8 protein-coding genes are annotated in these 10443 nt (G+C 58.0%); 6 read left to right on the top strand and 2 right to left on the bottom strand.

Features of this window, described 5'->3' with window-relative positions; translation table 11 throughout:
• Positions 1 to 375: 375 nt before the first annotated feature.
• Positions 376 to 1560, bottom strand: coding sequence for an FtsW/RodA/SpoVE family cell cycle protein (locus C772_RS15525; protein ID WP_008301489.1), 1185 nt, complete (start codon positions 1558 to 1560; stop codon positions 376 to 378).
• Positions 1561 to 1785: 225 nt separating this feature from the next.
• On the opposite strand from C772_RS15525, the gene C772_RS15520 reads away from it, so the two are divergent.
• From C772_RS15520 to C772_RS15495, 6 genes are all read left to right on the top strand, one after another.
• Positions 1786 to 2868 (top strand): D-alanine--D-alanine ligase, encoded by a 1083-nt coding sequence (locus C772_RS15520; protein ID WP_008301487.1) that lies wholly within the window; start codon positions 1786 to 1788, stop codon positions 2866 to 2868.
• A 13-nt stretch (positions 2869 to 2881) separates the two neighbouring features.
• Positions 2882 to 4258: a UDP-N-acetylmuramoyl-tripeptide--D-alanyl-D-alanine ligase gene (locus tag C772_RS15515; protein ID WP_008301485.1), complete on the top strand. Its 1377-nt coding sequence runs from the start codon at positions 2882 to 2884 to the stop codon at positions 4256 to 4258.
• Between the two features lie 477 nt (positions 4259 to 4735).
• The gene (locus C772_RS15510) at positions 4736 to 6202 is read left to right on the top strand and encodes a DEAD/DEAH box helicase (RefSeq protein WP_008301482.1); all 1467 of its coding nucleotides are present in this window, start codon (positions 4736 to 4738) and stop codon (positions 6200 to 6202) included.
• A 257-nt stretch (positions 6203 to 6459) separates the two neighbouring features.
• Entirely contained in the window at positions 6460 to 6939 is a 480-nt protein-coding gene (locus C772_RS15505) for a PH domain-containing protein (protein ID WP_008301480.1), read from the top strand.
• On the top strand, positions 6932 to 8476 hold the full coding sequence (locus C772_RS15500) for a PH domain-containing protein (RefSeq protein ID WP_008301478.1): 1545 nt from the start codon (positions 6932 to 6934) through the stop codon (positions 8474 to 8476). Before C772_RS15505 ends, C772_RS15500 begins: the two co-directional genes overlap by 8 nt.
• 57 nt (positions 8477 to 8533) lie before the next feature.
• The gene (locus C772_RS15495) at positions 8534 to 9010 is read left to right on the top strand and encodes a DinB family protein (RefSeq protein WP_008301476.1); all 477 of its coding nucleotides are present in this window, start codon (positions 8534 to 8536) and stop codon (positions 9008 to 9010) included.
• 44 nt (positions 9011 to 9054) lie between these two features.
• On the opposite strand, the gene C772_RS15490 is transcribed toward C772_RS15495, so the two are convergent.
• Positions 9055 to 10434: an LLM class flavin-dependent oxidoreductase gene (locus C772_RS15490; RefSeq protein WP_008301474.1), complete on the bottom strand. Its 1380-nt coding sequence runs from the start codon at positions 10432 to 10434 to the stop codon at positions 9055 to 9057.
• Between the last annotated feature and the right edge of the window lie 9 nt (positions 10435 to 10443).

The raw sequence follows: 10443 nt of genomic DNA, 5'->3' as shown, positions 1-10443 counted from the left end.
CCTCACCGTGTTTCCTTGATCTCATTGCGAAGTGCTCCAGTTTGTACGTTGCCAAACGGGCGCTTGCGCTTTTGTTCCGTCCAGCTCCAGCGCCCGGCAACTGGCAAACTTCACACTTCTCCACTACGATCAGTCAACATCGGTTCGTTCCTCACCGTGTTTCCTTGATCTCATTGCGAAGCGCTCCAGTTTGTGCGTTGCCAAACGGGCGCTTGCGCTTTTGTTCCGTCCAGCTCCAGCGCCCAGCAACTGGCAAACTTCTCACTGCTCCACTACGATCAGTCAACACCGGTTCGTTCCTCACCGTGTTTCCTTTATCTCATTGCGAAGTGCTCCAATTTGTACGTTGCCAAACGGGCGCTTGCGCTTTTGTGTTTATTCCTCCGGATCTGCAGAGAACATATAGGTCCGGTGATGGAACTTCATGCTGAAGACGAGCCCGAGGGCAAGCATGTTGCCCATGATGGAACTGCCGCCGTAGCTGATGAGCGGAAGCGGAATTCCGGTGATCGGCAGGAGCTGGATGGTCATGCCGACATTTTGGAACACGTGGAACGTGATCATGGCGATGATGCCTGTGCATACATACGTCGAGAACGGGTCCTTCAGCTGGAGCGTTGTCCGTGTCAGGTGATAGATCAGGATAAAGTAAAGACTGATGACGAGGCTTGCGCCGATGAAGCCCCAGTCCTCGCCGATGACCGAGAAGATAAAGTCGGTATGGGCTTCCGGCACATACACTTCACGGCCCTGGAACCCTTTGCCGCCGATCATGCCGGAACCGATCGCATTCAGTGATGTGATCAGATGGCGGCCTTCATCGGACGGATAGGCGTACGGATCCAGCCAGGAATAGATCCTTGCGAACTGGTACGCGCTGAAGCCGAATGTCTTCACGAGGAAGTCCTGCATGTAGACGGCCATCCAGATCAGGAGTGCGCCGAATGCCGCCGCTCCCGCATACAGCGGAACGATGATTTTCCAGGTGATTCCGGAGACGAGGATCAGCGCAGCCGTGATTGCGATAAAGACGAGTGCCGTTCCGAGGTCCGGCTGTTCCATGATGAAGAACAGAGGGACGACCAGAAGCGCCATGATCTTGCCGAGCAGCAGCAGGTCCGTCTCTTTCGTGCGGTTCAAATGCTTTTCGTTGTGCATCGTGATGAGGCGTGCCGCCCCGATGATATAGAAGGTCTTCATGAACTCCGCAGGCTGGATGCTGCCGAGCCCCGGCAGGTGGAACCAGCTTTTCGCGTTGTTGCGCCGGGCGACGAGCTCCATTCCTTCGGGAAGGATAAAGAGCAGGAACAGGAGGAATACTCCGCCCCCATAGATGATCCAGGCAGCTTTTTTGTACTGCTCCGGATCAAAATACATCATCACGGCGATGATGACGGCCCCGACGACATACCATTGGATCTGGGAAGGGACAAAATTTGTATTATATTGGCCGGTCGTCTGCGCGGATGCGATGGCGACGGTGCTGACGATGAGGAACAGCAGCAGGATAAACGCCAGCGTCCAGTCAAAGCGGTCTGACGCCCGATTATTCAGTTTCATGGTTGATCACCCGGTCGTTTCAAAGATTCACAGAATGGTTTCGGCAATACGCTCCATTATACCGCATACGGGTGCCGATTGCCTGTCTGACTTCCGTCATTAAAGGACGCCCCATGCTGGAAAATGTTTCATCAAGATTACGCTAGCATGTTTTTTCGTCGGGCTCCTGTAACGGGATGGCTCCCGCGTGCTACACTGATAGTATCCGAGACATGGAGGTTAACCATGAAAAATCGTATCTTTCTTTTGTACGGCGGAAAGTCCGCGGAGCATGAAGTGTCGCTTTCGACCGCACGGGCCGTCACTCATGCACTTGATTTTGGCCGGTATGATGTCACGCCGGTATTTATCACGCCGGAGGGTGAATGGCGTCCCGGGCCGCTGCTTGAAGGGCCGGCCGAAAACGTCACCGACCTGATGATCGGAGAAAATGGGACGAACGCGCCGGCAAGGCTCACGGACGGCATTGCCGCCCTTGCCGCGCAGACGCCGGACGCGCCGCCGGTCGTCATCCCGCTGCTTCACGGTCCGAACGGGGAAGACGGCACGGTGCAGGGTCTCCTCGAAGTGCTTGATCTCCCGTATGTCGGAAACGGCGTGCTTGCATCCGCTGCCGGCATGGACAAAGTCGTCATGAAGCAGCTGTTCGCCCAGGCAGGGCTGAACCAGGTGCCTTATGTCCACTTTATCCGGAGCGAATGGAACAAAAACCGGGACGGCATCCTCGGCGAATCGGAGTCAAGGCTCGGCTGGCCGGTGTTTGTAAAGCCGGCAAACCTGGGGTCGAGCGTCGGCATCTCGAAAGCCTCCGACCGCGAGAGCCTGATCGGGGCGATCGAGGAAGCGCTGCGCTATGACCGCAAAGTCATCATCGAGCAGGGCGTCGATGCCCGCGAAATCGAAATGGCCCTTCTCGGCAATGACGAGCCGAAATGCTCGGTCGTGGGCGAGATCAGCTCCGCTTCCGATTTCTACGATTACGAATCCAAATACATGGACGGGAACACGGTGCTGACGATCCCTGCGGACGTGCCGGAAAAAGCGGCCAATGAGATGGAGCGCGCGGCAAAGGCGGCGTTCAAGGTGCTCGACTGTTCCGGCCTTGTTCGTGCCGACTTTTTCCTGACAAAGGAAGGCGATGTCCTCATCAACGAAGTCAACACGATGCCGGGCTTCACGCCGACCAGCATGTTCCCGCTTCTCTGGCAGAACTCCGGCATGACTTATCCGGAACTGCTTGAGGAACTGATCCGTCTGGCGCTCGAGCGCTATCAGGAAAAACAGTCATTGAATATGAACAAAGATTGAGGGAATCCTTTTTATGAAACGAACACTGAATGAAATTGCGGACTGGCTCGGCCTGCCGCATGCAGAAGGCGGCGGTGCCGCCGTGACGGGCGTTTCGATCGACACCCGGACATTGAAAAAAGGCGATCTGTTCATCCCGTTCAAGGGGGAACAGGCGGACGGTCACCGGTTCGTGCAGCAGGCGTTCGACAAGGGCGCTGCTGCGACCCTCTGGCAAAAAGGGGTTCCGGGAGCGCCGGACGGCCTGCCGGTGCTATTCGTGGAAGACCCGGAACAGGCGCTCCAGCAGATGGCCCGCAGGTACCGCGAAGAACTGGATGCGGTGATCATCGGCATCACCGGATCGAACGGCAAGACCTCGACGAAAGACCTTGTCGCAGGCACGCTTTCCCCGTATTTCCGGGTGCGAAAAACGGAAGGGAACTACAACAACCAGCTCGGACTTCCGCTCACGATCCTGTCGCTTCCGGAAGACACAGAGTACGCGGTGCTTGAGATGGGCATGAGCGGATTTGGCGAAATCTCCTTCCTTTCCGAACTGGCCCGGCCAAAGTATGCCATCATCACGAACATCGGCGAGGCGCATATGCAGGACCTCGGATCGCGTGAAGGGATCGCAGAGGCCAAATCCGAAATCACCGACGGCCTCCAGCCGGGCGGGAAATTGTTCTATGACGGCGACGAGCCGCTGCTCGAACCGCACATTGCGAAACTTCCGGAAGGCGCGGCTGTGCCGTTCGGGGAAGGGGAGACGTGCAGCCTCCGCCTCCTGTCGGTCGAACCGTCGGAAGAGGGAAGCCTATTCCGGACAAAAGGTTTGGCTGAGGGAGCGTTCACGATTCCCGTCCTCGGCGCCCACCAGGCAAAAAACGCGCTTGCCGCGATTCTGATCGGGCGGGAAGCGGGGCTCGATAACGGGCAGATCCGGAAAGCGCTGAAGTCGGTCGAACTGACCGGCATGCGCATGCAGACGGTGGAAGGCCCGCAAGGATCACTATTCATCAACGACGCCTACAACGCGGCGCCGACTTCCGTACGCGCCGCACTCGGATTTGTCAGAAGTTCAAAATTGCGCGATGAAAAGTGGGCCGTGCTGGGCGATATGCTGGAACTCGGCGCCTTGGAAGTGCCGGCCCATGAGAGCTTGGAAGAAGAGCTGGATCCTGCAGATTTCGACGGTGTCTGCCTGTATGGTCCCCGGATGGAGCACCTGTTCCGGAAGCTCGAAGGAAAATTCCCGGCGGACCGGCTTGTCTGGAGCGGGGAAGATCTCGCCCCGATCACCGAAAAGCTTCAAAGCCGGCTTGGCCATGCTCCGCTGATTCTGCTGAAAGGTTCGCGCGGAATGGCGCTTGAGCGTATCTTTGTGGAATTGGCGGACACATTATAAGCAGGGTCCTGCATGATCTGAAACCGCAAGTGCATCGGTGCCATTCCGCGAGCCAGTGCGCTAAGTCCGGTTTTGGCGCTGCAAATCCGGAACCGGGAAACTGAATCTGATTGCAATGCCGCAAGTCCGAAACCGGATTCCCTGACCGGTCCGGACATCATCAATGAACCCGCGGGCACTGGCCCGCGCCGGTTTCATTGCAAGAAGAGCCGTGCCATGATATACTGCTAACTATTGGATACATTTGAACGGGAACTCTTCGCGTTTTTGAGGAAGAGTTGTTTTTTTTGAAACGGTTCGGTTGAAGGGCGTGTTCCTCTCCGGTCGGACCGCCCGGCAGCAACCGGAACTTTTCGAGCGCACTGCCTTGCCGCGGAATGGCGGGCAACACTGAAAAACTCCGAAACGGCACGGCATGCCGGACTTCATTTGAAAATGGATCCAATGATCACATGAAGGATAAGGAGATTGACACATTTGACAAAGTTTTCTGATCTGAACATCAGTGACTCCACACAGCTTTCACTCGAACGCATGGGGTTTGAAGAGGCGACACCAATCCAGGAAGAGACGATTCCGCTTGCACAGGAAGGCAAGGACGTCATCGGCCAGGCACAGACAGGTACGGGCAAGACGACGGCATTCGGCGTTCCGATCATCGAAAAGATCGATACGCAGAACCCGGACATCCAGGCGCTGATCATTGCGCCGACCCGTGAGCTCGCCATCCAGGTATCCGAAGAAATCTACCGCATCGGCTACGGCAAACGCGCCCGCATCCTCTCCGTATACGGCGGACAGGAAATCGGCCGCCAGATCCGCGCGCTGCGCAACCGCCCGCAGATCGTTGTCGGTACACCAGGACGGATCCTCGACCACATCAAACGCGGCACGATGAAACTTCACGGTGTTGAGACGCTCGTCCTCGACGAAGCGGACGAGATGCTGAACATGGGCTTTATCGAGGACATCAACGCAATCCTCGAAAACGTCCCTTCCGAGCGCCAGACGCTTCTCTTCTCGGCAACGATGCCTGGCCCGATCCGCAGAATTGCGGACAACTACATGAAGTCCCCTGCCGAAGTACGGATCAAGGCAAAGGAAATGACTGTAGAGAACATCGAGCAGTTCTTCGTGAAGGCACAGGAACGCGAGAAGTTCGACGCACTCACACGCCTGCTGAACGTCCACACGCCGGAACTCGCGATCATCTTCGGACGCACGAAGCGCCGTGTCGATGAAGTGGCCCAGGCACTCAACCTCCGCGGCTACCTTGCGGAAGGCATCCACGGCGACCTGACTCAGGCAAAACGTCTGTCGGTCCTCCGCCAGTTCAAAGAAGGCAAAATCGATATCCTCGTTGCAACTGATGTTGCTGCCCGCGGACTTGATATCTCGGGCGTGACACACGTCTACAACTTCGATATCCCTCAGGACCCTGAAAGCTACGTCCACCGGATCGGCCGTACAGGCCGTGCCGGCAAGAGCGGGGTTGCCGTCACTTTCGTCACACCGCGTGAGATGGGTTACCTCCGCACGGTTGAAGAAACGACGAAAAAGCGCATGACCCCCCTTCGCCCGCCATCCGAGGACGAAGCATTGGCCGGCCAGCAGAAGCTTGCCGTCAGCCAGCTGAAGGAACTCGTTGAGAAAAACGAGCTCAATGACTACCGCATCCTTGCAGAAGAAATGCTGAAGGACAACGAAGCCATTGACCTCGTCGCAGCAGCGATCAAATCGCTCACACGCGAGCCGGACGACACGCCGGTCAAGATCACGGAAGAAAAACCGCTTCCGTTCCGCGGTGGAAACCGCGGCGGCGGACGCAGCGGTAGCGGCGGCTACAAAGGCCGCAGCGGCTCAGGCCGCAGTGGCGGGTACAACCGCGACAGCAGCCGCCGTCGTGACGGACGCCGCCCAGGCGGACGCCCGCGCAACCGATAAGACATGCACAGAACCCGGAAAGCCGACATGGCTTTCCGGGTTCTTTTTTTGCGCTCCTGGCTAAAGTGACGATTGGGGAGTTGGAAGTGACGATTCGCTCCTTGAACATGACGAATCGGCGTCTGAAAGTGACGAATCACACCCTGAAAGTGACAAATCGCATATTCCGAAGCGCGAGCCCCCTAATTCACCGAATTAATGAAACGTTTCCCGTGGTTTTCCGTATACAATAGAAAGAAAGAAAAGGGGTGAACCGGATGAGAAGAGAACCGGCAAACCGCATCTCGGAAAAGGGACTCACCGTCTGGAGGATCCATGGGATCTTCTATACGCTGATTGTCCTTGTTCCGGCAATTGCGGCAAGTGTACTGGCATACATATTCGAAGGCCCAATCTGGATTTATATGGTTTCCGGCGCGGCAGTGCTTCTTGCGGCGTATCTGCTGATTTTCCTGTTTCCGAAAATCCGCTGGCAGCGCTGGCGTTACGAGGTACGGGAAACGGAGATTGAACTGCAGCACGGACTGTTCATCGTAAAGCGGACGCTCGTGCCGATGGTCCGGGTACAGCATGTCGACACGAGCCAGGGTCCGATCCTCCGGAAATACGGCCTTTCGGGCATCACCGTCTCGACGGCTGCGACCAATCACGAGATCCCGGCGCTCATGATGGATGAGGCTGATGAGCTGAGGAGCCGGATTTCCGTGCTCGCAAGGGTGGCGGAAGATGATGTCTGAGAAAAACAGGCTGCACTGGGTCACGGCCGTCATCGAACTCCTGAAGACCCTGAAGGAAGCGATCATCCCGCTCGTTGTCGTGGTCGTGGCAAACGGCATCGGCCGGGAGCGGTCGGGGAACTTCTGGCTGGATAACCTGACACTCCTGATTTTTGGCGCGTTTATCATCTTTACGACAGTTGCCGGCTATATCAAATGGAAACGGTTCGTCTACTGGTTCGAGGACGGGGAGCTCCGGATCGAGCACGGGCTGTTTGTAAAGAAAAAGCGCTACATCCCGTTTGAGCGGATCCAGAGCGTCGACTATACGGAAGGGGTTCTCCACCGGCCGTTCGGACTCGTCAAAGTGAAAATCGAGACAGCGGGCAACTCATCCGTCCTGGAAGGGTCGGAGGCGGACCTGACGGCCGTGACGTGCGAGGAGGCGGACCGGGTAAGCGCGGTCATTTCCGAAGCGAAGCGCCGCCGCCGCACGGGTGCACAGGAAGTGCCGGAGGGCGGCGGGGAAGGGATCGGAGCCCTGCCGGACGAACCGGAGGAAGAAGCCAAAACGCTGTTCCGGATGGGGAGAAAAGAGATTTTCCTCCTGGCGACGTTCTCCGGAAGGATCGGGATCATCTTCTCGGGAATTGCCATCTTCCTGTCGCAGTTCTCCGATATCCTGCCGTACGAGGCCATCTACGATGAAGTGGTCGCATTTATCCGGTTTGGCGTCTTCATGGTCACCGCAGCGGTCCTGGCACTGATGCTGATCGGCTGGGTGCTGTCGGTTGCTTGGACGTACCTGGGATTCTACGGATTCACCGTCTCGTTTGACGGGGACGATCTGTTCATCTCAAGGGGGCTCCTTGAGAAAAAGAGGGTCACGGTGCCGCTCAAGCGCATCCAGGCGGTACGTGTAAGCGAAAACCCGTTTCAGAAGATGCTCGGCTATGTGTCGGTCAAGGTCCATAGCGCCGGCGGCAATGCCAAGGAAGGGGGCGCTGCCATCGGGCTGTTTCCGCTCGTCAGGAAGCGGGAGGTAAACGGCATGCTGGCCGAGCTGTTCCCGGGGATCGATACCTCTGCGGAACTGAACCGTATTCCGGAGCGGTCCCGACCGTTTTATTACCGGCTGGACTTTTTCTGGGTGCTTCCGCTGGTCGCGGCGGCAGGTTACTTCCTGTTCCCGTACGGACTGCTTGCGCTGCTGATCATTCCGGTGATCATCCTGGCGGGGCTCTGGCAGCACCGTTCGGCCGGATGGGCAGTTACGGGCCGCCAGCTCACCGTCCGCTGGCGTGAATTCACCCTGCATACGGTCTACGTATTCAGGAAGCGTGTCCAATCCATGCAGGAGCGTCAGACCATCTTCCAGAAGCGGCGGAATGTCGCGACCGTTACCGCTTCATTCAAGTCGGGCGTCATGCCGAGCAAAGCACCGATCCGACACATCGATGAGGCGGATGCCGACCGGCTGATGGACTGGTATGATCCGGGAAGCCGCATGCGGGAAACGGGTGCGGTTGGAGGAACTCCGGCTTCCGGGGGCGAATAAGTTCATACAGACGGGCCGTCCGGATCCGGGCGGCCCTTTTTGACAGGAGGGGTCCGGTTGGAAGATCTGATTTTCCGCCATATGCAGACGGTCCGTGAACTGACACTGAAGTGCCTGGACGATACGCCCGAGGAAATCACATCCATTGTCCCGGACGGGTACCGCAACAGCATCCACTGGAATTTTGGGCATATCCTGTTTATCCAGGAACGGCTCGCCCTTGAAGTCGCGGGCGAGGAGATGGAACTCCCGGAAGAATACAGGACCTATTTTGCCGCGGGCACGAAGCCTTCCGAATGGGCCGGCACGCCCCCGACGCTCATCGACATCCGGGAAGCGCTGGATACCCAGACGGAGCGGCTGCAGAAGCTGCGGGCCGGACGCCTGGACGAGCCGCTTCCCGAACCGTTCACCAATCGGATGGGCCTCACGTTCCGCATGGCCGGAGAGACGCTGCTGTTTTCGTTTTACTATGAAGCCCTCCACTTGGAGACGATCAGGCAGATGAGGAAACGGATCCGTGCCGCTGAGTGACGGAAAAGCCCCGAACCGGAGCCGGTTCGGGGCTTTGCTGTATGTCAGACGGTCTCCGGCTTCAGGCTGAATTGCTTGCCGGGATGATGGGCAGGCAGGCGGTCGCCTTTGCCGAACAGGTTGTCGCGTAGTGAAGTCCCTTCGTATTCTTTCGGCACGCGGCCGCGTGCCTGGAGAATCGGGATGACCCACTCGCCGAATTCCTTGAAGGTCCTGTGTGCGAGGGCGTAGGCGATGTTGAACCCGTCCACTCCGGTCTCATCGGCCCACGCCTCGAGCTCATCCGCAACCTGCTCCGGTGTGCCGACGACGGCAGTGCCCATGCCTCCGACTCCGATCGACTTGATGATCTCGCGGATCGTCCAGTTGCGCTCGGGATCGATTTTCGTGAATGTCTCGAGCGTGGAGCGAATGGCGTCATTTTCGACGTATTCAACGCCGGCATCGAGATCGGCGCCGGAAAGGTCGACGCCTGTCCAGCCTCCGAACAGGGCAAGCGCACCCTCGTCAGAGATGTAGGACTGATACTCTTCAAGCTTTGCACGCGCTTCTTCCTCGGTCCGGCCGATGACCGGCGTGATGAGGGTCAGGATCTTGACCTCTTCCGGATCGCGCCCGGCTCCGGCCGCCGCTTCCCGGAGCCGGGCAACGGTCTGCTTGGCTGCGTTTTTCGTCGGTGCGCCGATAAAGGCAAGTTCGGTATGCCTGCCGGCGAACGCCCGGCCCTTCGACGATGCGCCGGCCTGGAACAGCACCGGTGTCCGCTGCGGGGACGGCTCGGAAAGATGGGCGCCCGGCACCTTGAAATACCTGCCTTCATGGCCGATGTCGTGTACTTTTGAGGGATCCGTGTACACACGGTTTTCCTTATCGACCTTTACCGCTCCGTCCTCCCAGCTGCCTTCCCATAGCTTGTAGCAGACTTCCAGGTATTCGTCGGCGATGTCATAGCGCTCATCGTGGGAAACCTGATCGTCCAGTCCCATGTTCAGCGCGGCGCTCTTCAGGTAGGAGGTGACGATGTTCCAGCCGACTCGCCCCTTTGTCAGATGGTCGAGTGTCGACATGCGGCGCGCGAATGTATACGGATGTTCATGGCTGACGGATGCGGTGACGCCGAAGCCGAGATGGCTGGTGACGGCGGCCATGAGGGGGACGACAAGACTCGGGTCATTGACCGGCGACTGTGCGCCCTGGCGAACGGCTGCATCGCGTGATCCTCCGTAAACATCGTATGTGCCGAGCACATCGGCGAGGAACACGGCGTCATACCGGGATTCTTCAAGGATCCGTGCAAGCTCGATCCAGTAGTCGCAGTCTTTGTACCGGTGGGACTGGTCATCAGGGTGCGCCCACAGGCCGGGGGACTGGTGGCCGGGGGTGTTCATCTCGAAGGCGTTCAGGTAAATGCGCTTTTTCGTCATCGTCATCAT

The organism is Bhargavaea cecembensis DSE10 (assembly GCF_000348905.1).
In the GTDB taxonomy this organism is placed as follows: Bacteria; Bacillota; Bacilli; order Bacillales_A; family Planococcaceae; genus Bhargavaea; species Bhargavaea cecembensis.
The sequence above is the reverse complement of the archived record's forward strand: the minus strand, read 5'-3'. Positions and strand labels throughout refer to the sequence as shown.

Excerpts from the sequence above, each read along its gene's own strand:
- C772_RS15525 (WP_008301489.1), bottom strand. The coding sequence starts at position 1,560 with ATGAAACTGAATAATCGGGCGTCAGACCGCTTTGACTGGACGCTGGCG.
- C772_RS15520 (WP_008301487.1), top strand. The coding sequence starts at position 1,786 with ATGAAAAATCGTATCTTTCTTTTGTACGGCGGAAAGTCCGCGGAGCAT.
- C772_RS15515 (WP_008301485.1), top strand. The coding sequence starts at position 2,882 with ATGAAACGAACACTGAATGAAATTGCGGACTGGCTCGGCCTGCCGCAT.
- C772_RS15505 (WP_008301480.1), top strand. The coding sequence starts at position 6,460 with ATGAGAAGAGAACCGGCAAACCGCATCTCGGAAAAGGGACTCACCGTC.
- C772_RS15500 (WP_008301478.1), top strand. The coding sequence starts at position 6,932 with ATGTCTGAGAAAAACAGGCTGCACTGGGTCACGGCCGTCATCGAACTC.
- C772_RS15490 (WP_008301474.1), bottom strand. The coding sequence starts at position 10,434 with ATGACGAAAAAGCGCATTTACCTGAACGCCTTCGAGATGAACACCCCC.